Annotated in this window: 19 protein-coding genes, 2 tRNA genes and 1 riboswitch; of the genes, 19 read left to right on the top strand and 2 right to left on the bottom strand. The window is 59.4% G+C overall.

Annotation, left to right across the window (positions count from 1 at the left end; translation table 11 throughout):
* Nucleotides 1-425: 425 nt before the first annotated feature.
* From D8U18_RS17140 to argR, 6 genes are all read left to right on the top strand, one after another.
* Nucleotides 426-1202 (top strand): ABC transporter substrate-binding protein, encoded by a 777-nt coding sequence (locus D8U18_RS17140; protein ID WP_056852564.1) that lies wholly within the window; start codon nucleotides 426-428, stop codon nucleotides 1200-1202.
* 91 nt (nucleotides 1203-1293) lie between these two features.
* Complete coding sequence (locus D8U18_RS17135; RefSeq protein WP_007934894.1) at nucleotides 1294-1983, top strand: ABC transporter permease; 690 nt, start codon at nucleotides 1294-1296, stop codon at nucleotides 1981-1983.
* The gene (locus D8U18_RS17130) at nucleotides 1980-2678 is read left to right on the top strand and encodes an ABC transporter permease (RefSeq protein ID WP_056852563.1); all 699 of its coding nucleotides are present in this window, start codon (nucleotides 1980-1982) and stop codon (nucleotides 2676-2678) included. The genes D8U18_RS17135 and D8U18_RS17130 overlap by 4 nt, the downstream gene beginning before the upstream one ends.
* A 1-nt stretch (nucleotide 2679) precedes the next feature.
* Nucleotides 2680-3792 carry a M14 family metallopeptidase gene (locus tag D8U18_RS17125; protein ID WP_131108063.1) on the top strand — a complete coding sequence of 371 codons (1113 nt, stop codon included), beginning with the start codon at nucleotides 2680-2682 and terminating at the stop codon, nucleotides 3790-3792.
* Between the two features lie 23 nt (nucleotides 3793-3815).
* A complete protein-coding gene (locus D8U18_RS17120; protein WP_007971015.1) occupies nucleotides 3816-4580 on the top strand; it encodes an ATP-binding cassette domain-containing protein in 765 nt (254 codons plus the stop codon).
* Between the two features lie 245 nt (nucleotides 4581-4825).
* Nucleotides 4826-5806 carry a transcriptional regulator ArgR gene (argR, locus tag D8U18_RS17115; RefSeq protein ID WP_131108062.1) on the top strand — a complete coding sequence of 327 codons (981 nt, stop codon included), beginning with the start codon at nucleotides 4826-4828 and terminating at the stop codon, nucleotides 5804-5806.
* A 48-nt stretch (nucleotides 5807-5854) separates the two neighbouring features.
* Here the strand turns inward: argR and D8U18_RS17110 are convergent, their stop codons facing one another.
* Nucleotides 5855-10732 carry a DUF6543 domain-containing protein gene (locus tag D8U18_RS17110; protein WP_241664334.1) on the bottom strand — a complete coding sequence of 1626 codons (4878 nt, stop codon included), beginning with the start codon at nucleotides 10730-10732 and terminating at the stop codon, nucleotides 5855-5857.
* Between the two features lie 468 nt (nucleotides 10733-11200).
* Here D8U18_RS17110 and D8U18_RS17105 point away from each other — a divergent pair, with 468 nt between their 5' ends.
* The 7 genes from D8U18_RS17105 (at nucleotide 11201) to astE (ending at nucleotide 19097) form a co-directional block, all read left to right on the top strand.
* Nucleotides 11201-12421, top strand: coding sequence for an aspartate aminotransferase family protein (locus D8U18_RS17105; RefSeq protein ID WP_056852559.1), 1221 nt, complete (start codon nucleotides 11201-11203; stop codon nucleotides 12419-12421).
* A 203-nt stretch (nucleotides 12422-12624) separates the two neighbouring features.
* Entirely contained in the window at nucleotides 12625-13644 is a 1020-nt protein-coding gene (aruF, locus tag D8U18_RS17095; RefSeq protein ID WP_056852558.1) for an arginine/ornithine succinyltransferase subunit alpha, read from the top strand.
* 79 nt (nucleotides 13645-13723) lie between these two features.
* Complete coding sequence (gene astA, locus D8U18_RS17090; RefSeq protein ID WP_130907634.1) at nucleotides 13724-14752, top strand: arginine N-succinyltransferase; 1029 nt, start codon at nucleotides 13724-13726, stop codon at nucleotides 14750-14752.
* The gene (astD, locus tag D8U18_RS17085; protein ID WP_131108060.1) at nucleotides 14749-16215 is read left to right on the top strand and encodes a succinylglutamate-semialdehyde dehydrogenase; all 1467 of its coding nucleotides are present in this window, start codon (nucleotides 14749-14751) and stop codon (nucleotides 16213-16215) included. The genes astA and astD overlap by 4 nt, the downstream gene beginning before the upstream one ends.
* A gap of 160 nt (nucleotides 16216-16375) precedes the next feature.
* On the top strand, nucleotides 16376-17722 hold the full coding sequence (astB, locus tag D8U18_RS17080) for an N-succinylarginine dihydrolase (protein ID WP_131108059.1): 1347 nt from the start codon (nucleotides 16376-16378) through the stop codon (nucleotides 17720-17722).
* 61 nt (nucleotides 17723-17783) lie between these two features.
* Nucleotides 17784-18074 carry a topoisomerase II gene (locus D8U18_RS17075; protein WP_131108058.1) on the top strand — a complete coding sequence of 97 codons (291 nt, stop codon included), beginning with the start codon at nucleotides 17784-17786 and terminating at the stop codon, nucleotides 18072-18074.
* 12 nt (nucleotides 18075-18086) lie between these two features.
* Nucleotides 18087-19097, top strand: coding sequence for a succinylglutamate desuccinylase (gene astE / locus D8U18_RS17070; protein ID WP_056852553.1), 1011 nt, complete (start codon nucleotides 18087-18089; stop codon nucleotides 19095-19097).
* Nucleotides 19098-19231: 134 nt separating this feature from the next.
* On the opposite strand, the gene D8U18_RS17065 is transcribed toward astE, so the two are convergent.
* Nucleotides 19232-19744 (bottom strand): 6,7-dimethyl-8-ribityllumazine synthase, encoded by a 513-nt coding sequence (locus D8U18_RS17065; RefSeq protein ID WP_056852552.1) that lies wholly within the window; start codon nucleotides 19742-19744, stop codon nucleotides 19232-19234.
* A gap of 102 nt (nucleotides 19745-19846) precedes the next feature.
* A riboswitch (FMN riboswitch) is annotated at nucleotides 19847-20017 on the bottom strand.
* Nucleotides 20018-20213: 196 nt separating this feature from the next.
* Between D8U18_RS17065 and ltaE the strand changes: the two genes are divergently transcribed.
* From ltaE to D8U18_RS17035, 6 genes are all read left to right on the top strand, one after another.
* On the top strand, nucleotides 20214-21218 hold the full coding sequence (gene ltaE, locus D8U18_RS17060; RefSeq protein ID WP_130930486.1) for a low-specificity L-threonine aldolase: 1005 nt from the start codon (nucleotides 20214-20216) through the stop codon (nucleotides 21216-21218).
* Nucleotides 21219-21364: 146 nt separating this feature from the next.
* Nucleotides 21365-23986 carry an alanine--tRNA ligase gene (alaS, locus tag D8U18_RS17055; protein ID WP_131108057.1) on the top strand — a complete coding sequence of 874 codons (2622 nt, stop codon included), beginning with the start codon at nucleotides 21365-21367 and terminating at the stop codon, nucleotides 23984-23986.
* A 91-nt stretch (nucleotides 23987-24077) separates the two neighbouring features.
* Nucleotides 24078-25319, top strand: a complete 1242-nt coding sequence (locus tag D8U18_RS17050) for an aspartate kinase (protein WP_056852735.1) — start codon at nucleotides 24078-24080, stop codon at nucleotides 25317-25319.
* A gap of 186 nt (nucleotides 25320-25505) precedes the next feature.
* Nucleotides 25506-25694, top strand: a complete 189-nt coding sequence (gene csrA, locus D8U18_RS17045) for a carbon storage regulator CsrA (protein WP_002554426.1) — start codon at nucleotides 25506-25508, stop codon at nucleotides 25692-25694.
* A gap of 62 nt (nucleotides 25695-25756) precedes the next feature.
* Nucleotides 25757-25847: transfer RNA gene (locus D8U18_RS17040), tRNA-Ser, on the top strand.
* Nucleotides 25848-25954: 107 nt separating this feature from the next.
* A tRNA-Arg gene (locus D8U18_RS17035) sits at nucleotides 25955-26031 on the top strand.
* Nucleotides 26032-26151 lie beyond the last annotated feature (120 nt).

Here is a 26151-nt window from a genome sequence, read left to right as displayed (position 1 = left end):
ACTGAATGTGTAACCGTGCGTCCAATAACGAGGCATTGGGAAACGCAAAGCCTCGTTTCAACACCTCTGAATCGGTCATAAAAAATAAGACCCAACGCTACACTTGCCGGATTAGAAGGCTTTGCCAATAATAGGCCCGCAATTTGCAGCATGGATCGGTTCACTGTCTTTTGCATCTGCATGAATTTGCAGGGCTGTCAACGTGCCCAAGCGGCTTTCTCGGTGCTTCTGTAATTAGTTGTCGCATTGAAGAAATATCGGCTTCGGGCCTGTCGTTAGAATGCCGATCACTCGCTCGTCGTTGCTGGTGTTGATTTTTCAACATCGGCTTCTCAGGACGCAGCACTGTTTTGCGGTTCCACTCATTCGCATATTGGGCTGTCGCTCACTCTGCCGTTTTAGCCCTTTACCGATGGAGTCCCAACATGAAGAAACTCGTGCTGCTTGGCGCCCTGGCATTTGCCAGCGTGCTGTCCCTGCCAACCTTCGCCGATGAAAAGCCTGTGAAAATCGGTATTGAAGCGGCTTACCCTCCGTTCGCTTCGAAAGCACCGGATGGCAGCATCGTTGGTTTTGACTACGACATCGGCAACGCCCTCTGTGAAGAGATGAAGGTCAAGTGCGTGTGGGTCGAGCAAGAGTTCGACGGCCTGATCCCGGCACTCAAGGTGCGCAAGATCGACGCGATCCTGTCGTCGATGTCGATCACTGAAGACCGCAAGAAATCCGTGGACTTCACCAACAAGTACTACAACACCCCGGCTCGCCTGGTGATGAAGGCCGGCACTCAGGTCAGCGACAACCTGAGCGAGCTCAAGGGCAAGAACATCGGCGTGCAACGTGGTTCGATCCACGAGCGTTTCGCCCGCGAAGTCCTGGCCCCGCTGGGTGCCGAGATCAAGCCTTACGGTTCGCAGAACGAAATTTACCTCGACGTAGCCGCCGGCCGCCTCGACGGCACCGTGGCAGACGCTACGCTGCTGGATGACGGTTTCCTGAAAACCGACGCCGGTAAAGGCTTCGCGTTCGTCGGTCCGGCGTTCACCGACGTCAAATACTTCGGCGACGGCGTAGGTATCGCGGTTCGCAAGGGTGACGCACTGAAAGACAAGATCAACACCGCGATCACTGCCATTCGCGAGAACGGCAAGTACAAGCAAATCCAGGACAAATACTTCGCCTTCGATATCTACGGCAAGTAATACGTCCCGGCGACAAGTCCGAAATGGCGCAAGCAACAGGATCTCTGAGGTTTGCGCCATTTTTTCATCCCAACTTTCGAGGACCTGAATCATGTTGAAAGGCTACGGGGCTGTCATCCTCGATGGCGCTTGGCTGACGCTTCAGCTCGCCTTGTCATCCATGGCCCTGGCCATTGTCCTGGGCCTGATCGGCGTGGCACTGCGTCTGTCGCCGGTTCGCTGGCTGGCCTGGCTGGGCGATCTGTACTCCACCGTGATTCGCGGCATTCCCGACCTGGTGTTGATCCTGCTGATTTTCTACGGCGGTCAGGATTTGCTCAACCGCGTCGCGCCAATGCTCGGATACGACGACTACATCGACCTGAACCCGTTGGCCGCCGGTATCGGCACCCTGGGTTTCATCTTCGGCGCGTACCTGTCGGAAACGTTCCGCGGTGCGTTCATGGCGATCCCCAAGGGGCAGGCTGAAGCGGGCATGGCTTATGGCATGAGCAGTTTTCAGGTGTTCTTCCGGGTGTTGGTGCCTCAGATGATTCGCCTGGCGATTCCGGGCTTCACCAACAACTGGCTGGTACTGACCAAGGCCACCGCACTGATTTCCGTGGTGGGTCTGCAAGACATGATGTTCAAGGCCAAGCAGGCGGCAGACGCCACCCGCGAACCTTTCACCTTCTTCCTCGCAGTGGCGGCGATGTACCTGGTGATCACCAGTGTTTCGTTGCTGGCATTGCGTCACCTCGAGAAGCGCTACTCGGTAGGCGTAAGGGCGGCTGAGCTATGATCTTCGACTACAACGTCATTTGGGAGGCCTTGCCGCTGTACTTCGGTGGCCTGGTAACCACCCTCAAACTGCTCGCGCTGTCGCTGTTCTTCGGCCTGCTGTGTGCGTTGCCGCTGGGCCTGATGCGCGTCTCGAAGAACCCGGTCGTCAACATGACAGCCTGGCTCTACACCTACGTGATTCGCGGCACGCCGATGCTGGTGCAGCTGTTCCTGATCTACTACGGTCTGGCGCAGTTCGAAGCGGTACGCGAAAGCTTCCTCTGGCCATGGCTATCGAGCGCAACGTTCTGTGCGTGTCTGGCGTTCGCGATCAACACCAGCGCCTACACCGCGGAAATCATCGCCGGCAGCTTGCGCGCCACGCCGAACGGCGAGATCGAAGCGGCCAAGGCCATGGGCATGTCGCGGTTCAAGATGTACAAGCGCATCCTGCTGCCGTCGGCCTTGCGCCGGGCGCTGCCGCAGTACAGCAACGAAGTGATCATGATGCTGCAGACCACCAGTCTGGCGTCCATCGTGACCCTGATCGACATCACCGGTGCCGCGCGCACGGTCAACGCCCAGTTCTACCTGCCGTTCGAGGCGTACATCACGGCCGGCGTGTTCTACCTGTGCCTGACCTTCATCCTGGTGAAACTGTTCAAACTGGCCGAGCGCCGCTGGCTGGGCTACCTGGCCCCGCGGAAGCACTGATATGGAACGCATCGACCATTCACTGCCGTGGAGCCATTTGGGCAGCGAGCGCCAGATTTCGGTGTTCCGTTTCGGTAATGGCGAGCGCAAGGCCTACATCCAGGCCAGCCTCCACGCCGATGAACTGCCGGGGATGCGCACCGCCTGGGCGCTGAAACAGCGCCTGGCCGAACTCGAAGCCCAGGGCCTGTTGAACGGCGTGATCGAACTGGTGCCGGTGGCCAATCCACTGGGCCTCGGTCAGTTGCTGCAAGGCAATCATCAAGGACGTTTCGAAGCGGGCAGCGGCAAGAACTTCAATCGCGATTTCGTCGAGTTGAGCGCGCCTGTCGCCGCACAACTCGATGGCCATCTCGGTGATGATCCGCACGCCAACATCCGTTTGATCCGCCAGGCGATGGCTGATCATCTGGCCGCGCTGCCACCGGCCAGCAGCCAGTTGCAGGGCATGCAGCGCATCTTGCTCAGTCATGCGTGCACCGCGGATGTGGTGCTGGACCTGCATTGCGATACCGACGCGGCGTTGCACATGTACGCCTTGCCGCAGCATTGGCCGCAGTGGCGTTCGCTGGCTGCGCATTTGAACGTGCGGGTGGGGCTGCTGGCTGAAGATTCCGGTGGCAGCTCCTTCGACGAAGCCTGTTCGCTGCCGTGGCTGCGACTGTCGCGGTTGTTCCCGGATGCGCAGATTCCTCTGGCGTGCCTGGCGACTACCCTTGAACTGGGTGGTCAGGCGGATACCGGTCGCGTCGAAACCGAGGCTTACGCCGAAGGCATTCTGGCGTTCCTCGCCGAGCAAGGGCTGATCAGCGGCGACTGGCCGAAACCTGTGCAGGACGCATGCGAAGGCCTGCCGTTCGAAGGCACCGAATTGTTGTTCGCACCGCACCCCGGTGTGGTGAGTTTTCTGCGTCAGCCCGGCGAATGGGTTGAGGCGGGTGATGAAATTTTTGAAGTGATCGATCCGCTGGCGGATCGGGTCAGCACGGTGTGTGCTGGTACGTCCGGGGTGCTGTTTGCCATTGAACGGCTGCGTTATGCCCAACCCGGTTTCTGGCTGGCCAAGGTGGCGGGGCGCGAAGCGCTGCGTCACGGGCGCTTGCTCAACGACTGACTGTTTTTGTGAGAACCGACCGCATGTACAAACTTGAAGTCCAAGACCTGCATAAACGCTATGGCAGTCACGAAGTGCTCAAGGGCGTGTCCCTGAAGGCGGCGGCTGGCGATGTGATCAGCATCATCGGCTCCAGTGGCTCCGGCAAAAGTACCTTCCTGCGTTGCATCAACCTGCTGGAGCAGCCGCACGCGGGCAAGATCCTGCTTAACAACGAAGAGTTGAAGCTGGTGGCGAACAAGGACGGCGCGTTGAAAGCCGCCGACCCGAAACAACTGCAACGCATGCGTTCGCGCCTGTCGATGGTGTTCCAGCATTTCAACCTGTGGTCGCACATGACCGCACTGGAAAACATCATGGAAGCGCCGGTGCATGTACTCGGCGTGTCGAAAGCCGAGGCCCGGGAAAAAGCCGAGCATTACCTGAACAAGGTCGGCGTGGCCCATCGTAAAGACGCTTACCCGGGCCACATGTCGGGCGGTGAGCAGCAGCGCGTGGCGATTGCCCGTGCGCTGGCGATGGAACCGGAAGTGATGCTGTTCGACGAGCCGACTTCGGCGCTCGACCCGGAACTGGTGGGCGACGTGTTGAAGGTCATGCAGGCCCTGGCCCAGGAAGGCCGGACCATGGTCGTGGTGACCCACGAAATGGGCTTTGCCCGTGAAGTGTCGAACCAGTTGGTGTTCCTGCACAAAGGTGTGGTTGAAGAAAGTGGCAACCCGCGCGAAGTGCTGGTGAATCCGCAATCCGAACGTCTGCAGCAGTTCCTGTCGGGCAGCCTGAAGTAATCGGAGCTGCCGTTGTGCACCGCGATAGTGCATGCTTCGCGATCCAACGCTGGCCCCGACCCCTGTGGGAGCTGGCTTGCCAGCGATAGCGGTGAGTCAGTTTGCATCTCTGGCACAGACACACCGTCATCGCTGGCAAGCCAGCTCCCACAGTTTGATCTGTGTCGGTTTCGAGATTTGCGTTCATTTACGGGCTAGCATTGGCCCATGCCTTCATCACTGTTCTTCGTTTCGGATTGCCCGCCATGACTGCCCATCGAATTGGTTTCCTGATTTGGCCCAGCACTAAAGCACTGACGCTTGCGCTGGCTGAGGAGGCCTTGCGCGTTGCTCAGCGTGTGCATCCGGACGTCGTCTACGAACTGTCGTTCCTGCAAGCCGAACCGCCGGTCGAAGGCCAATGGCAATTGCCCGGCGAAGCCTGGACCGGCAAGCTCGAAAACTTTCAGAAACTGTTCCTGCTCGCTGACGAGCCGCCGACCACCCTGGCGCCGGCGCTCAGCAGCGCGCTCAAGCAACTGGTGCGTGCCGGTTGCGTGATTGGCGGTCTCTCGGCCGGTGTTTATCCGTTGGCGCAACTGGGTTTGCTCGATGGTTACCGCGCGGCCGTGCACTGGCGCTGGCAAGACGATTTTGCCGAGCGTTTCCCGAAGGTCATCGCCACCAGTCATTTGTTTGACTGGGATCGCGATCGCCTGACCGCGTGTGGCGGCATGTCGGTGCTTGATCTGCTGCTGGCGGTGCTGGCCCGTGACCACGGTGCTGAACTGGCCGGTGCGGTGTCGGAAGAACTGGTGGTCGAACGCATTCGCGAGGGTGGAGAACGCCAGCGCATTCCGTTGCAAAACCGCCTCGGTTCCAGCCATCCGAAGCTCACCCAGGCGGTGTTGCTGATGGAAGCCAACATCGAAGAGCCGCTGACCACCGACGAAATCGCCCAGCACGTGTGCGTGTCCCGTCGGCAGTTGGAGCGGATTTTCAAGCAATACCTCAATCGCGTACCAAGCCAGTATTACCTGGAGCTGCGCCTGAACAAGGCCCGGCAAATGTTGATGCAAACCAGCAAGTCGATCATCCAGATCGGCCTGTCGTGCGGCTTCTCCTCCGGCCCGCATTTCTCCAGCGCCTACCGCAACTTCTTTGGCGCCACGCCGCGGGAAGATCGCAACCAGCGGCGCAGCAGCAGCCCGTTCGAATTGTCGTCGGTGCCTTCAGAGCGCGGGTGACACGTTCACATCGATGCCTGGCCGATTTGTCCGGGCGCGATCGCGCTGTCACTCCTCGACCTCACTCTCGCCAGAAGAGGACGTCTCTATTTCGGCGCGGTCGACGACTCCATCAATGCCAAAAGACTCGCCGGTTCGTCGGTAGTACGCGATGAATCGTTGCAGGCTTTCTTCGGAGAAGGGGTTCCCGCCGAGCTTGATTTTCCTGGCGACCCCCACAGGCAGTTCGAGAATGTCGCTGGGGATCTCACTGATCGCGTTGTCAGTAAGGTTCGCCACTTGCAACGTTGTACGAGTCAGCAGGCCCGGCGGAATTTCGCTGATACCTGTGTCATACAGCATCAGGGTCTTCAGTCTCGGCATTTGACTGATGTCGGCAGGTAGGCCCAGAGGGTTGCCGCCCAGAACCAGATGTTCGATGTTCTCCATGCCCGCCAGTGCCGCCTGTGTTTGCGAGGTCAGCGTGATCAGGCAATCGGTCAGCACCAGTGTCTTCAGCTCGCTCATATTGAATACAGGGCTGGGAACCGTGCTCAGGGCAAAGTCGCTGATGGTCAGGTTCTGCAAGTTGGGGAAGCAGCGTAAAAAGCCCTCGGGACGCGATGTCGCTTTGTTTTCGCCGTCCATTTGCAGGCGTGAGACGTGTTTGAATTGCGCGCTCAGTTGGGGCAGGTCGCCATTGATGACCTCGTCGGTGTACAGCTCATAGTGCGGTTCACCTGCCGCATTCACGCCTTCCATATCGGATTCACGACGCCAGCACTGCTCTACGGTTTCCTTGAACGCGTCGCGGGCCAAGTGTTCTTCTGTCAGCTGTGCGTTGGTAAAAGGCTGACCTGTTTGCGGATGCACGGCGGGCAGGTCTGAGGTCCATGCGGCCAGATCGTTGCGCAACGTGGTGTACTCGGTTTCCAGGCGCGTCAGTTCAGTGCGGCCGGCCTCCAGGTTGCCGGGTTGCAGGTAGATGAAATCGCTGGCTTCCTCCCTGTCCAGAAGTGGGTATAAAGCTTGGACTCGATCGATATCAGCCGGGGCGGCCATGACACCGAAGTCCTGGAGGGTCCGTTGGAAATAGCTCTTGATCTGTTCGCGAATCGCCAATGTGAGTGGATTATTGCCAAAGTCCATGCCCTTGCTGATGCGCGAGGGGAGATTGAAAAAGGCCGGGTCAAGATCGGTTATCTGGTTGTCATTGAGGATTGCAGTGCGCAGTGACTGATGTCCCAGCAAACCTTCCGGAACGTTGCTGATACCCGTATTGGAAAGATCGATGTAGTCGAGCTCAGGCATCCCCTGCAATCGGGGGGCAAGACCCAGAGGGTTGCCGTAGAGATCCAGTGTCACCAGGTTGCTGAGGGAAGATAGTGTCGCTTGTGTATCCGGCGTCAGTACGATGCCGCAGTCGCTCAGCAGTAGTTGATTGAGCCTGGGCATGCTGGACAGCGCTGGCGGGAGTTCGCCCAGGGCAACGTTTCTGAGTTCGAGGCGGGCAAGCCCGGTGAAGTGTTGGAGGAAACCCATGATGCCTTGCGGCGCGCCGCTGTTGGTCATCGATAGCGTTGAAATGCGGCTGAAATCTGCGCTGATGGTCGGCAGTTCTCCCACGATCGGCTTGACGAAACTCAACAGATATTCGACGTCGGCAGGGTCGTCGGTAATGCTGGCAGTGATCTGCCGTCGCCAGCCTCTCTGCAGCTCATACCTGAACGCGGCACGGTTCTCCCGGTTTTCCGCCAGCTGCGCGACGCTCAACCTGTTACCGGTTTGAGGGTCGAGGTGGGGCGCCTGATTGACCCAGTCCTGCAAATCATTGTTCAGTTGCCCGTACTCACCTTGCAGGCGGGCGAGTTCCGCATGAGCACCGGCGGGGCGGGTGTGCAGGTAATCGATGACTTCCAGCACTTCTTGCGGGTTGAGTGCCGGCCAGAGTTGGCGAACCCTGCGTACCAGATCCGGCTGGCCCGACGGGAGTTGATCGTAGCCGTCGGCGCCACCGAGCAGGCGCATGGTCGCCGGGTCATAGGCCGGTTTGAGTATTGGATTGTCCTCCAGAATGTTGCGTAATTCGCCGCGCTCCAGCGAATGTTCGCGCAGCGCGTGTTCAAGTTTTTCGCCTTGATGGATGTTGATCTTCAGTGCGTTGCGCTCCGCGTCGGGCAGGGCATGAAGAATGGCCCGACTCAGTTCTGTTGCGCCGCTCAGGCTCAAGCCCTCGTCGTCGTAGGCTTCGTATCGACCATCTTCGCGCCGTACCAGCACTTTGCGGATGGCGGCGTCCTGTTTGCCAATGCGGGTGCGGGTGCGGCCGTTATAGGCGTAGTCCTGAATGTCTATACGGATTTCGGATGTCCAGCCTGGCAGGCGCTCAAGTGAATGGAGGCGCAGCAGATCGGTGTCAGGATTATCAAGCGATGGCAGATCAAGTCCTTCGTAGGCTCGCGTCAGCCGTACTTCTTGCATCGCCCAGCGGGCAAGGTCCTTGAGGCGTTTGGGTACTTCGCCGGTTTTCAGCAGTTGCAGTTCGGGGCTCGTGGCGCTATCGATCAATTCGCTCGCCACGCTCAGCGGCAGCCCCGTGGTGGTGTCGATCAGTTTTTGAATCAAGGCATTCTGGGGGCGTTCAAGAGCGCGGTATCGACTGTCGAACAGTGATGCTCGTTGTCGGGCGGCGGTCTGGGCGAGTTTCTGTCTCAATGAAGTGGCGCGTGCGTCAAGCGAGAGAGAGGGCGCATGTCGATGTTCTTCCAGAAGGGTTTTTTGCTCGCTTTCATTCAGTTGGGCAAGCACGCTTTTGAGCACGTCACCCTCGATCAAGCGACCTTCCTGAACCTCAATGCCTGAGCGTGCCGCCGTTGTGGTTTCCCAGACGATGTTGCCCCGGGCATCGAGCAGGCTGATGCCTATGCTGTCGGGCCACAGGAAATGCTCGGTGAGCAATTGCAGTTGGGTTTGGGAATCAGCCTTTGAATACTGTTCGTGACGCCCGCTGTTGAGGCGGTCGATAAACGTTTGCAGGTCCTTATCGAGGTTGAGGCGCTTGAGGGTATCGGCCAGCAAGGACGGAATGGGTTCGTGCTCGACATGCATTCTGCGCAGGGTGTTCTCATGTAAACCGCTGGCCTTGAGTGCGCGTTCGCGTTCGGCGGGAGACAGCTTTTCGCTCAGGTGACCCAAGCGCTGCAATAGGGTGTTTTTGTCCCACTCCAGTGGTCGGTCGAGTTCTGTCTGCCAGGCGCCGCTGCCGTTGTGCTTGAGCGCGGGGCTGTAGGCATCGGGGCGGCTGGGATGCTCGATACGGTAGTCGCCGGTTGGCTCCTGTCTGACGGCGAAGCGTTTGCCCTCGATGCGGGCGATGGTTTTGCCGTTGTGTTGATGCAGGCCTGACGTGTCGGGAACCGATTGCCGGGGCAGCGGCGCGGCCTGTTCATAAGGGCTCAGGTCGGGTTTCCAGTAAAGGGTCTTTCCATTGGCTGCCTGCACCGGTTTGAACCGGTCAATGAAGGCGATGACCTCTGCGGGCAGTGCCTTGCGAAACTCGCCTGCGGCAACGACCCCACCTGCGGCGAAGGCCCCCAACTGGATCAATGTCTCAACCACTGTCATCAGGTGCTCGAAGGCTTCGGTGGTCTGCCCTTGCGCCCAGTCGATAATCCCTTCAAAGGCATCGTTGACCAATTGATAAGCCATGTAAGCCAGCATCAATTCGCCCACAAACGGCACAAAAGGCAGGGCGACGAAAGCGGCGAGCTGCACAATGGCGGACAGCACGCCGGTAAAGGAGTCCCAGAGTGCCCAGCGAGCCTTTTGGTCCGCCATTGCGGTAGACACCGCGATGACCCGGGCGTCGTTGAGAATTTTGTTCAACTGCGCGCGGTAGAGATGGGGCCATGGGCCGCGATGGATCGGCGTGACAGAAAATTGCAGATTGGGCCGCTCTGTCGGCGTTTCACGCCATGATGGCAGCGCTTCACCGTAGTGGCGTTGATGCCAGGTCACATGGCTCAGGCGATCGGCCAGGTTGCCAAAGAAATATCCGCGGTCTTCGTGAGCGACAAAACGACTGAAAAATTGTTGGTAATCCGGGGTGCGCAGTTGACGAGTGAGGGTTTGCATCAGCTCGGCCGTCGAGGTGTACTCCTTGATCGGGTGCTCCGGGTCATCGGGGATGTAGGCCACGACCCGTGCGACATTGCGTGCGCGTTCAAGGTTAGGTGCAAACACGACGATGCCGGTCAGCCTGGCGGACATGATCGTCAAGTCGTGGCACAGCAGGGGCTCGTTTCCAAGTTTGATACCTTGCTTGCCTTCAGCCAGCGCCTGGATCAGTTGAAAGAAGTCGTCCTGAATGTCGCCGTTCATGCGAGCCAGATGCAGCGCGGCCTTCAATGCGGCTTTCTGGCTGGCCTCGACCCTGGAGCGCAGCACAGTCGCCGCCAGCGGGTTGGAAACCCCAAGATTATCCTCAAGGTAGGTGCGGTATTGGCCGCCGATGTCCAGTTCACGGCATAACCGGGTAAAGGCCTGCACCGTGATCGTCTGCTTGAGCGCGGGCAAGGTATCGAACTGCCCGGTCGAGGACGGCTCAGTGATGAACGTCGAGTCGGGCTCGTAGGCATCCTTGTGGGTTTCCTGTTCTTCAAAGTTATGCAGTGCCGCATTCAACAGCGACACGGTCCAGGTGCGAGCGGCGCCTGACTTGATCGGAAACCAGGGAATGGTCGCGGGAATGTACAGGCGCAAGAACGTGCCTTTGACGTCCACGTCCAGGCCGAATCGCGCTTTCAGAGCGTTTTTGAGCAGTGGTTCAGCAAAAGCGTAGGCGTCCTGCAGGTTTTCCAGTGTGCGGTCGACTCGGTTTTGTGCGGTCCAGTGCGCGGCATTCAGCCGTCCGAGTTCAGCGTGTTGCGCAGCCGGCGCCGCGCGCAAACCACTCGTCAGTATCGGGCGTGCGCTCTTCAGCGCCAGGCGTCTGGCCGATGATGCGTTCCCGAGCCAGTGGGGAATCGTATGAGTGAGAGGCGGGTAGTGAGTGTCGGTGTGGGCGATATACGTTGCGTCAGCTGAGGCTGTCCGCGTTTGCTCGTCGGGTAATTGCATCTTGCAGGTCCATTAGCGCTCAAAGAGCGTCAAGGGAAACAGGCTGCATCGTTCCCGGTGCGGTACATATTTATTGCGCAGGCATTCATCTCTCGCCAAGCCTGCCGCAAATCGGCGCCAGCAGTTTAAACTGCGCCTTTGCGACCCTATATGTCGCATTGCCGTAAACCCGGGAAAATCCGGGGTTTGCGCTATAAGAAGTTGTCGCTTGGCGGCAAGGCCGGGCTGAAAACTGTCCTTACAATCCTCACCAAGCTCGCCAGTTTCAGGCGAGTGTTTTCTCTTCAGGAGACTCCGATGTCCGTTGAGCACGCTGCGGTACAACGCGCCGATTTCGATCAGGTAATGGTTCCCAACTATGCGCCTGCCGCATTCATTCCTGTGCGTGGCGCCGGTTCCCGCGTTTGGGACCAGTCCGGTCGCGAGCTGATCGACTTCGCCGGCGGGATTGCCGTGAACGTATTGGGCCATGCGCACCCGGCGCTGGTCGGTGCCTTGACCGAGCAGGCGAACAAACTGTGGCACGTGTCCAACGTGTTCACCAATGAGCCGGCCCTGCGCCTGGCCCATAAGTTGGTCAACGCCACATTTGCCGAGCGTGCTTTCTTCTGCAACTCGGGCGCCGAAGCCAACGAGGCCGCCTTCAAGCTGGCCCGTCGTGTCGGTTTCGACCGTTTCGGCAGCGAGAAGTACGAAATCATCGCCGCGCTCAACAGCTTCCACGGCCGTACCCTGTTCACCGTTAACGTCGGTGGCCAGTCGAAGTACTCCGACGGGTTCGGTCCGAAAATCACCGGTATCACCCATGTGCCGTACAACGATTTGGCGGCGCTGAAAGCCGCCATTTCCGACAAGACTTGCGCTGTGGTGCTGGAGCCGATCCAGGGCGAGAGCGGTGTGATCCCGGCCGAACTCGAATACCTGCAAGGTGCCCGCGACCTCTGCACCGCGCATAACGCACTGCTGATCTTTGACGAAGTGCAAACCGGCATGGGCCGTACTGGCCACCTGTTCGCCTACCAGCATTACGGCGTGATTCCGGACATCCTCACCAGCGCCAAGAGCCTGGGCGGCGGGTTCCCGATCGCGGCCATGCTGACCACCGAAGACCTGGCCAAACACTTGGTTGTCGGCACCCACGGCACCACTTACGGCGGTAACCCGCTGGCTTGCGCTGTCGCGGAAGCGGTGATCGACGTGATCAACACCCCGCAAGTGCTGGCCGGCGTCAAGGCCAAGCACGACAAGTTCAAGGCACGCCTTGAACAGATCGGCGAAAAGTACGGCCTGTTCACCAAAGTCCGCGGCATGGGCCTGTTGATCGGTTGCGTGCTGAGCGATGCCTGGAAAGGCAAGGCCAAGGACATTTTCAACGCCGCTGAACAAGAAGGCCTGATGGTCCTGCAAGCCGGCCCGGACGTGGTGCGTTTCGCCCCGAGCCTGGTGGTCGAAGACGCCGATATCGATGCCGGCCTGGACCGCTTCGAACGTGCCGCGGCAAAACTGACGCAAGCCTGATAGACCCTTCGACGCCTGACGATTCAGGCGTCGAACCCAATTTTATATGCCGGGCACATTCCCTGTGGGAGCGGGCTTGCCCGCGATGAGGGCCTGGCAGCCGACTTCATTGTTATCTGACAGGACGCCATCGCGGGCAAGCCCGCTCCCACAGGATTCGGGCATGTTTTCTATAGATATCTTAAGAGAAAAGGAGTGACACCATGCTGGTGATGCGCCCCGCGCAAATGGCTGATCTGGGCGAGGTACAGCGTCTGGCTGCGGACAGCCCGATTGGTGTCACTTCCTTGCCGGATGACGTTGAACGCCTGAGCGACAAGATCGCCGCGAGCGAAGCCTCGTTCGCTGCCGAAGTGAGCTTCAACGGTGAAGAAAGCTATTTCTTCGTTCTCGAAGACAGTGCCACCGCAAAACTGGTCGGCTGCTCGGCCATCGTGGCTTCGGCCGGTTATTCCGAGCCGTTCTACAGCTTCCGCAACGAAACGTTCGTACACGCCTCTCGCGAGCTGAAGATCCACAACAAGATCCATGTGCTCTCGCAGTGCCACGACCTGACCGGCAACAGCTTGCTGACCAGTTTCTACGTGCAGCGTGAACTGGTGGGTTCGCCTTGGGCCGAGCTCAATTCCCGTGGCCGCTTGCTGTTTGTCGCCAGTCACCCGGAGCGTTTTGCCGATTCAGTGGTAACCGAAATCGTCGGTTACAGCGATGAAAACGGCGACTCGCCATTCTGGGACGCCATCGGTCGCAACTTCTTCGACCTCAACTACGCTGAGGCCGAGCGCTTGTGCGGCTTGAAGAGCCGTACGTTCCTCGCCGAACTGATGCCGCATTACCCGATCTATGTGCCGCTGCTGCCGGACTCCGCGCAAGAAGCGATGGGCCAGGTGCACCCACGGGCGCAGATCACCTTCGACATCCTGATGCGCGAAGGCTTCGAGACCGATCACTACATCGACATTTTCGACGGCGGCCCGACCCTGCATGCCCGCGTCTCGGGGATCCGTTCGATCGCCCAGAGCCGCGTCGTGCCGGTGAAAATCGGCGAGCCGGTCAAAGGTGTCGGTCGTCAGTACCTGGTGGCCAATGCCCAGTTGCAGGATTACCGCGCCGTGATGCTCGAGCTCGACTACGCGCCGGGCAAACCCGTGACCCTGGATCTGGAAGCGGCCGAAGCCCTGGGCGTCGGCGAAGGTGCGAGCGTGCGCCTGGTGGCGGTTTAACGCCTGCCTGGCCTGAATGCTTGCAAGAAAAGCAGCGAAGTTTCACGGGTGGCGCAAGCGGCCCGTTTGAGGAGATAGCATGATCGTTCGTCCCGTACGCAGCAGCGATTTACCCGCTCTGATCGACCTGGCCCGCAGCACTGGCACCGGCCTGACCACTTTGCCGGCCAACGAAGAACGTCTGGCCCATCGTGTCGGCTGGGCCGAAAAGACGTTCCGCGGCGAAGCAGGGCGGGGCGATGCGGACTACCTGTTCGTGCTCGAAGACGACGACGGCCGCGTGGTGGGTATTTCCGCCATCGCCGGTGCCGTCGGTCTGCGCGAGCCGTGGTACAACTTCCGCGTCGGTCTGACGGTGAGCGCCTCGCAAGAGCTGAACATCTATCGTGAGATCCCGACGTTGTTCCTGGCCAACGACCTGACGGGTAACTCCGAGCTGTGCTCGCTGTTCCTGCACGCCGATTACCGCAGTGGCCTCAACGGTCGCATGCTGTCCAAGGCGCGGATGCTGTTCATCGCCGAATTCCCGCAACTGTTCGGCAACAAGATCATCGCCGAGATGCGTGGCGTTTCCGATGAAGCCGGGCGTTCGCCGTTCTGGGAAAGCCTGGGTCGACACTTCTTCAAAATGGAGTTCAGCCAGGCGGACTACCTGACCGGCGTGGGCAACAAAGCGTTCATCGCCGAACTGATGCCGAAATTCCCGCTGTACACCTGCTTCCTGTCGCCGGATGCGCGCAACGTGATCGGTCAGGTTCACCCCGACACCGAGCCTGCATTGTCGATGCTCAAGAGCGAAGGTTTCAGCTACCAGGGCTACGTCGACATCTTCGACGCCGGCCCGGCCATCGAATGCGAAACCGGCAAGATCCGCGCCGTGCGCGACAGCCAGGCGCTGGTGCTGGCCATCGGCACGCCGGGTGACGACGCCACGCCGTTCATCATTCACAACCGCAAACGCGAAGACTGTCGGATCACGGCCGCGCCGGCACGTCTGGCCGCCGGTACGCTGGTGGTCGATCCGCAGACCGCCAAACGTCTTCAACTCAACGCAGGCGATCAAGTGCGCGCCGTGGCGTTGTCCGCTGCCCGGGAGTCGAAACAATGAAGTCGCTATACATCGCAGGTGAATGGCTGGCAGGCCAGGGGGAAACCTTTGAGTCGCTCAACCCGGTGACCCAGCAAGTGCTGTGGTCGGGCAGCAGCGCCACCGTTGATCAAGTGGAATCGGCCGTGCAAGCCGCACGTCAGGCGTTCCCGGATTGGGCGCGTCGCACGTTGCAGGAACGTATCTCGGTGCTGGAAGCCTTCGCCGCTGCGTTGAAAAACAACGCCGACGAACTCGCGCGCACCATCGGTGAAGAAACCGGCAAACCGCTGTGGGAAGCCGCGACCGAAGTCACCAGCATGGTCAACAAGATCGCGATCTCGGTGCAGAGCTATCGCGAGCGCACTGGCGAAAAGAGCGGCCCGCTGGGCGATGCCACCGCTGTACTGCGTCACAAGCCACACGGTGTGGTGGCGGTGTTCGGTCCTTACAACTTCCCCGGTCACTTGCCCAATGGTCACATCGTGCCGGCGCTGCTGGCCGGTAACACGGTGCTGTTCAAGCCAAGCGAACTGACCCCTAAAGTCGCCGAACTGACGGTCAAGTGCTGGATCGAGGCCGGTTTGCCGGCCGGCGTGTTGAACCTGCTGCAAGGCGCACGCGAAACCGGTATCGCCCTGGCGGCGAACCCGGGCATCGACGGGCTGTTCTTCACCGGTTCCAGCCGCACCGGCAATCACCTGCATCAGCAATTCGCCGGTCGTCCGGACAAGATTCTTGCGCTGGAAATGGGCGGCAACAACCCGCTGGTGGTTGATCAGGTCGCCGACCTCGATGCTGCGGTGTACACCATCATTCAATCGGCTTTCATTTCCGCCGGTCAACGCTGCACCTGCGCGCGCCGCTTGCTGGTGCCGCAAAGCGCCTGGGGCGACTCGTTGCTGGCGCGCCTGGTGGCCGTCAGTTCGACGATTGAAGTCGGCGCATTCGATCAGCAACCGGCGCCATTCATGGGCTCGGTGGTTTCCCTCGCTGCCGCGAAAGCGTTGATGGATGCACAAGAACATCTGCTGGCCAATGGCGCCGTGGCACTGTTGGAAATGACTCAGCCACAGGCGCAGTCGGCGTTGTTGACCCCCGGCATCCTCGATGTGAGCGCTGTGGCCGATCGTCCTGACGAAGAGCTGTTTGGCCCGTTGCTGCAAGTGATCCGCTACGCTGATTTTGAAGCGGCGATCGCTGAAGCCAACGACACCGCCTACGGTCTGGCCGCCGGCCTGTTGTCGGACTCCGAAGCGCGTTACCAGCAGTTCTGGCTGGAAAGCCGCGCCGGTATCGTCAACTGGAACAAGCAACTGACCGGCGCCGCGAGCAGCGCGCCATTCGGCGGCGTCGGCGCCTCGGGCAACCACCGCGCGAGCGCCTATTACGCGGCGGATTACTGCGCGTTCCCGGTGGCCTCGCTGGAAACCCCGAGCCTGGTGTTGCCTGCCGCTCTCACGCCTGGCGTGAAGATGGTGTAACGCCCAATCGCGGGCAAGCCCGCTCCCACAAGTTCGGTGGCGTTCACACATCTTGTGTACGACGCAGTCACTGTGGGAGCTGGCTTGCCAGCGATGGCCACACCTCGGTCTCAAAGAATGTACTGAAGCCATAACAACAGATTCTCGTGGAGCCTCGCTGATGAAATCCTATGAAGTCAATTTTGACGGTCTAGTGGGGCCGACCCATAACTACGGCGGCCTGTCCTACGGCAACGTCGCGTCCCAGAGCAACAGCCAGCAGTCTTCCAATCCCAAGGAAGCCGCGCTGCAAGGCCTGGCGAAGATGAAAGCGCTGATGGAAATGGGTTTCCAGCAGGGCGTGCTGGCGCCACAAGAGCGCCCGGACGTGGCGGCATTGCGTCGCCTGGGTTTTGCCGGTACCGACGCCCAGGTCATTGAGCGTGCTGCGAAGGAAGCCATGCCATTGCTGGTCGCCAGTTGCTCGGCGTCGAGCATGTGGGTAGCCAACGCCGCCACCGTCAGCCCGAGCGCCGACACGGCTGACGGTCGTGTGCATTTCACCGCCGCCAACCTCAACTGCAAATATCACCGCAGCATCGAACACCCGACCACCAGCCGCGTGCTGGGTGCGATGTTCGCCGACCAGAACCACTTCGCTCATCACGCCGCGTTGCCGGCCGTGGCGCAGTTCGGTGACGAAGGCGCGGCCAACCACACGCGTTTCTGCCGCGAGTACGGCGAAGCCGGCGTCGAGTTCTTCGTGTTCGGCCGCAGTGCGTTCGATACCCGCTACCCGGCACCGCAGAAATACCCGGCACGCCAGACGCTCGAAGCGTCCCAGGCCGTGGCCCGCTTGCATGGCTTGAGCGATGACGGCGTGGTGTATGCCCAGCAGAATCCATCGGTGATCGACCAGGGCGTGTTCCACAACGACGTGATCGCCGTAGGCAACGGCGAAGTGCTGTTCTATCACGAGGACGCGTTCCTCGAGACGGACAAGATGCTCGCCGAATTGCAGAGCAAACTCGCCAAAGTCGGTGGGAAATTTCAGTCCGTGTGTGTTCCGCGTTCCGCAGTAACCGTGGAAGACGCCGTTCGGTCCTACCTGTTCAATAGCCAACTGCTGTCGCGACCTGACGGCTCGATGCTGTTGATCGTGCCGGAAGAATGCCGTGGCAATGAGCGCGTCTGGCAGTACTTGCAGGGTTTGACCAGCTCCGGCGGCCTGATCCGCGAAGTAAAAGTCTTCGATCTCAAGCAAAGCATGCAGAACGGTGGTGGCCCTGCTTGCCTGAGGTTGCGTGTCGCACTCAACGAAACCGAACTGGCGGCGGTCAATCCAGGCGTTATCATGACGGCACCGTTGTACGGCACTCTGACCGAATGGGTCGAGAAGCACTACCGCGACCGCATGACCGAAAACGATCTGGCGGACCCGCAATTGCTGCTTGAGTGCCGGACGGCACTGGATGAACTGACGCAAATCCTTAAACTGGGCGCGGTTTATCCATTCCAGATCAATTGATCGACGGCGCGCTGCCGCGCATGACGGCGCGCCGCTTCATCTCAAACGAGAGCGAAAACACATGAGCGATACCCTGCAGCTGATCCTTGAAGACACCGACGGCACGCAACTGGAAACTTCCTGCACCCGCGTCGCGGTCATGTGGCAAGGCAAAGAGCTGTGGATCCAGCAGGACGGCCGCGGCCAGTTGCTGATCGGCGTGGACGTCGAAGAAGGTGACGCTGAATACGCCAACCTGCTGCTGCGCCCATTGGCGACTAATCTGGTAAGTCTGCAACTGGAAATGGAACCGGCTGAACCTGGCGACGACGAGGATCATGTTCACGGCCCGGATTGCAATCACGACCACTAAGGAAACAGCTCTATGCTCGCCCTCGGCAAACTGCTTGAACTGACCCTCGCCGGCCGCGAACCGGCGGAGAAGACTCAACTGACTGTCGAAGGCGTGCGCATGCGCTGGCTGAGCGAAGGGGCGCTGGAAGTCCGGCCCCCTGAAGCTCGCGACAACGGCCTGGACCTGTTGCTGTCGGCGGGGATCCATGGCAACGAAACAGCGCCGATCGAGTTGCTCGATCGCCTGTTGCACGACATTGCCCGCGGCGACCTAAAGCCGCGTGCAAGAATTCTGTTCCTGTTCGGCAACCCGGAAGCGATTCGCAAGGGCGAGCGTTTCGTCGAGCAGGACGTCAATCGACTGTTCAACGGTCGTCACGAACAAAGCAGCGGCTCCGAAGCGCTGCGCGCCTGTGAGCTCGAACGGCTGGCGGCAAGTTTCTTCAGCCTGCCTGACCGCCAGCGCCTGCACTACGACCTGCACACTGCGATTCGCGGTTCGAAAATCGAGCAGTTTGCCTTGTATCCGTGGAAGGAAGATCGCCAGCATTCGCGCCAGGAACTGGCCCGGCTGCGTGCCGCCGGCATGGAAGCGGTGCTGTTGCAGAACAAGCCGTCCATCGTCTTCAGCTCCTATACCTACGACAAACTCGGTGCCGAGTCCTTCACCCTTGAACTGGGCAAGGCTCGGCCGTTCGGGCAGAACGACGGGGTGAACGTCTCCCGGCTGGAAACCCGTCTCAAACAGATCATCGAAGGCACCGAGCCTGATTTGGCGGGGCAGGTGCTGGACGGTTTGCAGCTGTTCAGCGTGGCACGGGAAATCATCAAGCACAGCGACAGCTTCCGGCTTAACCTGCCAGCGGATATCGAGAATTTTTCGGAACTGGAAGTGGGTTACCTGTTGGCCGAAGACATCGCCAACACCCGTTGGATCATCGAAGAAGAGGGCGCCCGGATCATCTTCCCGAACCCCAAGGTGAAGAACGGGCTGCGCGCCGGCATCCTGATCGTGCCGACCAGCGACGAAAACCTCGCCTGACGTTCGCGCAATGATCGTTCCCACGCTCCCGCGTGGGAATGCCTCAATGGACGCTCTGCGTCCGCCATTGCATGTGACGCGGAGCGTCACGGGCTGCATTCCCACGCAGAGCGCAGGAACGATCAATTTAGCCTTTAAACAGCTACCGCACGCGGCTCAGTACGACGCAATGCACGGATCTTGCTCAACGTGTCGGCACACGTCTTCGCCGCTTCCTGGCCTTTGTGCACAAAATGCTCGAAGAAGAACTTGTGATGCAGTTCTTCACCGGCATGGAAGTGGTGCGGGGTCAGGGAAACGGAGAAGACCGGCACTTCGGTTTCCAGTTGAACCTGCATCAGGCCGCTGACCACCGACTGGGCAACGAACTCGTGGCGATAGATCCCGCCATCGACCACCAGGGCTGCGGCAACGATGCCAGCATAACGACCGGTCTTGGCCAGCAATTTGGCGTGCAGGGGCATTTCAAACGCACCGCCGACTTCAAAGAAGTCGATATCGGATTCCTGATAACCCTGGGCAATCATTTCGGCGACGAAGCCTTTACGGCTCTGATCAACAATATCCTTGTGCCAGCAGGCCTGGATGAACGCTACGCGCTCGCCCTGATGGTGTTTGCTCTTGCTATCGATTGCGGTGGGTTGCATGTTCTGACTCCTGTTTGTGTAAAAAACAGGGCATATGAATCGAATGGGATTTAAGGGTATGCGCGCCGACGTGAGTGTCTGCGGGCAGCCCTATGGCGCCAATCCCGTTCTCTCTTCATCCGGACTATGACCGTCGGCCCCGGGATCACACCGGGTCTGCTGACCTTGCTGACAGGCACCGCCGAAGCCGTGCTGCCATCAAGCGCTCGCGGGCTATGCGCGTTGCGCGCAATTACCGCCGGTGGGGAGTTGCACCCCGCCCTGAGAACGTTTTTGCCGCCGTAAAGTTTGGCGGCGCAGCGTTTTTAACACATATTTCCTGCGTGCGCATCGGTGCTTTTGGATGATTGTTATCGAGTATTTCGCTGTATTAGTGGGCAATATCCTTGCGCCAGGGTTGAATATTCATTGGCATGACCGCAGTAATTCTTTCTGAAAGGGATTTCCCCTGCTTACCGAGGCCAGATTCATGAGCGTTATTGATCTTCGCAGCGACACAGTCACCCAACCCACCGCCGGCATGCTCGACGCGATGGCCACTGCCGCCACGGGGGATGACGTTTATGGTGAAGATCCGACCGTCAACCGTCTTGAAGCCGAACTGGCCCAGCGCCTCGGTTTTGCCGCAGCCCTGTTTGTGCCGACCGGCACCATGAGCAATCTGTTGGGCCTGATGGCCCATTGCGAGCGCGGCGACGAATACATCGTCGGACAGCAGGCCCATACCTATAAGTACGAAGGAGGCGGTGCAGCCGTGCTCGGTTCGATCCAGCCGCAACCGCTGGAAGTGCAGGCCGATGGCTCGCTGGATCTGAATCAGGTCGCCGCCGCCATCAAACCCGATGATTTCCACTTCGCCCGTACTCGCTTGCTGGCGCTGGAAAACACCATGCAGGGCAAGGTGCTGCCTCTGGAGTATCTGGCTCGGGCTCGCCGTTTTACCCGTGAGCATGGGCTGCAACTGCATCTGGACGGAGCGCGGTTGTACAACGCAGCGGTCAAACTCGGCGTCGACGCCCGGGAAATCGCTCAGCATTTCGACTCCGTCTCCGTCTGCCTGTCCAAAGGCTTGGGGGCGCCGGTCGGTTCGGTGTTGTGCGGCTCGGTCGAGTTGATCGGCAAGGCCCGGCGCCTGCGCAAGATGGTCGGTGGCGGGATGCGTCAGGCCGGGATTCTGGCGGCAGCAGGCCTGTATGCCCTGGATCACAACGTTCAGCGCTTGGCTGACGATCACGCCAATGCGCAATGGCTGGCCGAAGGCCTGCGCGCGGCAGGTTACGAAGTCGAGCCGGTTCAGACCAACATGGTTTACGTATCGATGGGCGACAAGGCCGAGGTGATCAAGTCTTTTGCTGCTGAGCGAGGTATCAAGCTCAGTGCCGCCGCACGTCTGCGCATGGTCACGCACATGGATATCAGCCAGGCGCAAATCGAGCAGGTCGTCGCGACATTCGTCGACTTTTCCCGTAAGTGATAGCGTTAGCGCTCCAATTGACTGTTTCTATCGTATAAACACGCTGTACCCCGCGCGCAGGGCCGATATAATGCGGCCCTTTGCCGTCGCTTCGTCTGTTGACGTTTCGAACAGGCCTTTGGCCGCAGCCTCCGTGGAAGAACCTAATGAAAAGCGCAGAAATCCGTGAAGCCTTCCTTCGCTTCTTCGAAGAGCAAGGCCACACCCGTGTAGCCTCCAGCTCTTTGATTCCGGGCAACGACCCAACCCTGCTGTTCACTAACGCGGGGATGAACCAGTTCAAGGACTGCTTCCTGGGCCAGGAAAAGCGCGCGTACACCCGCGCGGTATCCAGCCAGAAATGCGTGCGCGCCGGCGGCAAGCACAACGACCTGGAAAACGTCGGTTATACCGCCCGTCACCACACGTTCTTCGAAATGCTGGGCAACTTCAGCTTCGGTGACTACTTCAAGCGTGACGCCATCACTTACGCCTGGAACTTCCTGACATCCGACAAATGGCTGAACCTGCCCAAGGAAAAGCTTTGGGTCACCGTCTACGCCAGCGATGACGAGGCGTACGACATCTGGACCAAGGAAATCGGCGTTCCGGCCGAGCGCATGGTGCGCATCGGCGACAACAAGGGCGCGCCGTACGCTTCCGACAACTTCTGGACCATGGGCGATACCGGCCCGTGCGGTCCTTGCACCGAGATTTTCTACGATCACGGTGCCGACATCTGGGGCGGCCCACCGGGCTCGCCGGAAGAAGACGGCGACCGCTACATTGAAATCTGGAACAACGTGTTCATGCAGTTCAACCGCACCGCCGATGGCGTGTTGCACCCGCTGCCAGCACCGTCGGTGGACACCGGCATGGGCCTGGAGCGGATCAGTGCCGTACTGCAGCACGTTCACTCGAACTATGAAATCGACCTGTTCCAGAGCCTGCTGAGCGCTTCGGCCAAGGCCATCGGCTGCACCAACGACGCCCAGGCTTCGTTGAAAGTGGTGGCTGACCACATCCGTTCCTGCGGTTTCCTGATCGCTGATGGCGTATTGCCGTCCAACGAAGGTCGTGGTTATGTACTTCGCCGGATCATCCGTCGCGCTTGCCGTCACGGCAACAAGCTGGGCGCCAAGGGCAGCTTCTTCTACCAGATCGTTGCGGCCCTGGTCGCCGAGATGGGCGAAGCGTTCCCGGAACTGAAATCCCAGCAGGCGCACATCGAGCGCGTGCTGAAAGCCGAAGAAGAGCAATTCGCCAAGACCCTGGAACAGGGCCTGAAAATCCTTGAACAGGATCTGGCTGAACTCAAAGGCGACGTGGTGCCGGGCGATGTGGTGTTCAAACTCTACGACACCTACGGTTTCCCGATGGACCTGACCGGCGACATCGCCCGTGAGCGCAACCTGACCCTCGACGAGGCAGGTTTCGAGCGTGAAATGGAAGCCCAGCGCGTGCGTGCGCGTTCCGCCAGTTCCTTCGGCATGGACTACAACAGCCTGGTCAAGGTTGATGTCGATACCGAGTTCACCGGTTATACCGCTCACAGCGGTTCCGCCAAAATCGTTGCTATCTATAAAGACGGGCAATCGGTTGACGTACTGAGCGAAGGCGAAGAGGGCGTGGTCGTTCTCAATCAGACGCCGTTCTATGCGGAATCCGGTGGTCAGATTGGTGATTGCGGCTTCCTCCAGGCTGGCGCTGCGCGTTTCGACGTGCGCGACACCACCAAGACCGGCGGTGCGTTCCTGCACCACGGCGTGCTGGATTCGGGCAGCCTGATCGTGGGCGCTCCGGTGGAGACTCATGTCGACGCCGAAGTGCGTCACGCGACTTCGCTGAACCACTCGGCCACTCACTTGCTGCACGCCGCGCTGCGTCAAGTGCTGGGCGATCACGTTCAGCAGAAAGGTTCGTTGGTCGACAGTCAGCGCCTGCGCTTCGACTTCAGCCACTTCGAAGCGATCAAGCCTGAACAGCTGAAAGCGCTGGAAGAAATCGTCAACGCCGAGATTCGCAAGAACTCCGCCGTTGAAACCGAAGAAACCGACATCGAAACCGCCAAGCAGAAAGGCGCCATGGCGTTGTTCGGCGAGAAGTACGGCGACAACGTTCGCGTGCTGAGCATGGGTGATTTCTCCGTCGAGCTGTGCGGCGGTATCCACGCCAACCGTACCGGCGACATCGGCCTGCTGAAAATCATCAGCGAGGGCGGTGTTGCGTCTGGTGTACGTCGTATCGAGGCAGTCACCGGTGCTGCGGCGCTGGCCTACTTGAACGCGGCAGAAGAACAACTCAAGGAAGCGGCCAACCTGGTCAAGGGCAGCCGCGACAACCTGATCGACAAGCTGTCGGCTGTGCTGGAGCGCAACCGTCAGCTGGAAAAGCAACTCGAGCAGTTGCAGGCCAAGGCAGCCAGCGCGGCAGGCGACGATCTGTCGGCTTCGGCTCTGGATGTCAAAGGCGTGAAGGTGCTGTCCGTGCGTTTGGACGGTCAGGACGGCAAAGCGCTGCTGGCGCTGGTCGATCAGCTGAAAAACAAACTCGGCCGCGCAGTGATCCTGCTCGGCAGTGTCCATGAGGAAAAGGTCGTTCTGGTTGCAGGCGTAACCAAAGACCTGACTGGCCAACTCAAAGCCGGTGATTTGATGAAGCAAGCCGCTGCGGCAGTGGGCGGGAAGGGTGGTGGTCGTCCGGATATGGCGCAAGGCGGCGGTACCGACGCCGGCGCTCTGGATGCGGCACTGGCTCTGACCGTTCCGTTTGTAGAGCAGGGTCTATAAGGCAGCGCCTCCGGCTCGCAGTCTAGTGGCGGGCCGGAACGCTGTTTGAGTGATTATTTGGGCGCCCTTCATGGGCAGAGGCGGCTTTGAAATGGCTTTGATCGTACAGAAATTTGGAGGCACCTCGGTCGGCACTGTCGAGAGAATCGAGCAGGTCGCCGACAAGGTTAAGAAATTCCGCGATGCCGGCGATGACCTGGTGGTTGTGCTGTCTGCAATGAGCGGCGAAACCAACCGTCTGATCGATCTGGCCAAGCAAATCAGTGGCGGCGATCAACCGGTTCCGCGCGAGCTGGATGTGATCGTTTCCACCGGTGAGCAGGTGACGATTGCCCTGTTGGCCATGGCATTGATCAAGCGCGGTGTGCCTGCGGTGTCCTATACCGGCAACCAGGTGCGGATTCTCACGGATAGCGCGCACAACAAAGCGCGTATCTTGCAGATTGATGACCAGAAGATCCGCGGTGATCTGAAAGCCGGTCGTGTGGTGGTTGTCGCCGGTTTCCAGGGCGTCGATGAGCACGGCAACATTACCACCCTCGGTCGTGGCGGTTCCGATACCACCGGCGTGGCACTGGCAGCAGCCTTGAAGGCTGACGAATGCCAGATCTACACCGACGTCGACGGCGTCTACACCACCGATCCGCGCGTGGTCTCCGTGGCTCAGCGCCTGGACAAGATCACCTTTGAAGAGATGCTGGAAATGGCCAGCCTCGGTTCCAAGGTGTTGCAGATCCGTGCGGTGGAATTCGCCGGCAAGTACAACGTTCCGCTGCGCGTACTGCACAGCTTCAAGGAGGGTCCGGGCACCCTCATTACTATTGATGAAGAGGAAACCATGGAACAGCCGATCATTTCCGGCATCGCTTTCAACCGCGATGAAGCCAAGCTGACCATCCGTGGCGTGCCAGACACCCCGGGCGTGGCGTTCAAGATTCTCGGCCCGATCAGTGCCGCGAACATCGAAGTCGACATGATCGTGCAGAACGTAGCGCACGATAACACCACCGACTTCACCTTCACCGTACACCGCAACGACTACCAGGCGGCGCAAACCGTACTGGAAAAGACCGCTGCCGAGATCGGTGCCCGTGAAGTCATCGGCGACACCAAGATCGCCAAGGTGTCGATTGTCGGCGTTGGCATGCGCTCTCATGCGGGCGTCGCCAGTCGCATGTTCGAAGCTCTGGCCAAGGAAAGCATCAACATCCAGATGATCTCGACTTCGGAAATCAAAGTCTCCGTAGTGATCGAAGAGAAATACCTGGAACTGGCTGTGCGCGCTCTGCACACGGCTTTCGAACTGGACGCACCGGCCCGCCAGGGCGAGTGATGCGTTTGCCAAAAGGCGCGGTCTGACCGCGCCTTTTGTTTTTTGAATGGCGTGACCCCGAGGCTGTTCTTTTGCTCGCGCTAGTCAATACTCAGGCATGTAGGCCACGACCGTTTTGGGTTGTAGGTCGAGTGCCTTTTTTTTGCAGACTGTTGTCCCTGAAATGTAAGGCGTGAGGAGAAAGGTATGTTGATTCTGACTCGTCGGTGCGCAGAAAGCCTGATTATTGGTGATGGCGAAATCACCGTGACGGTGCTCGGCGTCAAAGGAAATCAAGTGCGTATTGGGGTCAACGCCCCGAAAGAGGTTGCTGTGCACCGTGAAGAAATTTACCTGCGTATAAAGAAAGAGAAGGACGAAGAACCAAGCCATTAATTTTTATCGTTTTTTATGTTTGCAAACGGGGAAGAAGCTGGTTAATATACGCCCCGTGTTGCGGAGAGCTGGCCGAGTGGCCGAAGGCGCTCCCCTGCTAAGGGAGTACACCTCAAAAGGGTGTCGGGGGTTCGAATCCCCCGTTCTCCGCCATTATTTGCGTAGTACGTTGTAATCTGGCTTCTTCGGTAAGTTGTTGAAATTACTAGAAAAAGCGCTTTACAAACAGATTGAACGGCCTATAATGCGCGGCAACAAATGCACTCGTAGCTCAGCTGGATAGAGTACTCGGCTACGAACCGAGCGGTCACAGGTTCGAATCCTGTCGAGTGCACCATTTAAGGGTTGTTTGCAGTGATGTGAATAACTTGGCTTCAACCAGTTGTGATCTGGTATAAAAACACAAATGCACTCGTAGCTCAGCTGGATAGAGTACTCGGCTACGAACCGAGCGGTC

Origin of the sequence: Pseudomonas sp. Sample_10 (genome assembly GCF_004321495.1) — a bacterium.
Classification (GTDB): Bacteria; Pseudomonadota; Gammaproteobacteria; order Pseudomonadales; family Pseudomonadaceae; genus Aquipseudomonas.
The sequence above is the reverse complement of the archived record's forward strand: the minus strand, read 5'-3'. Positions and strand labels throughout refer to the sequence as shown.